The organism is Falsiroseomonas sp. RANM36 (assembly GCF_056682175.1).
Genome location: NZ_JBWXTD010000077.1, coordinates 1 through 252 on the forward strand (window position 1 = coordinate 1; position 252 = coordinate 252).

Genomic DNA, 252 nt, shown 5'->3' on the forward strand with positions numbered 1-252 from the left:
AACACGGCCCGCCCGCACACGAGCCTGAACGGGCTCACCCCAGCCGCATTTGCAACCCGCCCCGCATCGGGGCAAATGGAGAACAGGCTCTGCTCATGAACGAGGGCAATTAGGGGGCAGGGTCACTTGCCCTGTGTCTGGGGGTGGCAGGGCGCACCGCGGACATGGTCGATGGCCTGCTTGTCGAGCCACTGCGCCAACTCGCCGGCGATGTAGCAGGGCCCGTTGTCGGAGAGCAGGCGCGGTCGGTGG

The 252-nt window shown here is 67.5% G+C and carries 1 pseudogene; it reads right to left on the bottom strand.

Going from position 1 to position 252, the window contains the following annotated elements:
* Nucleotides 1-125: 125 nt before the first annotated feature.
* A pseudogene (locus tag AC1MIR_RS27915) lies at nucleotides 126-252 on the bottom strand (IS481 family transposase); the annotation flags it as partial.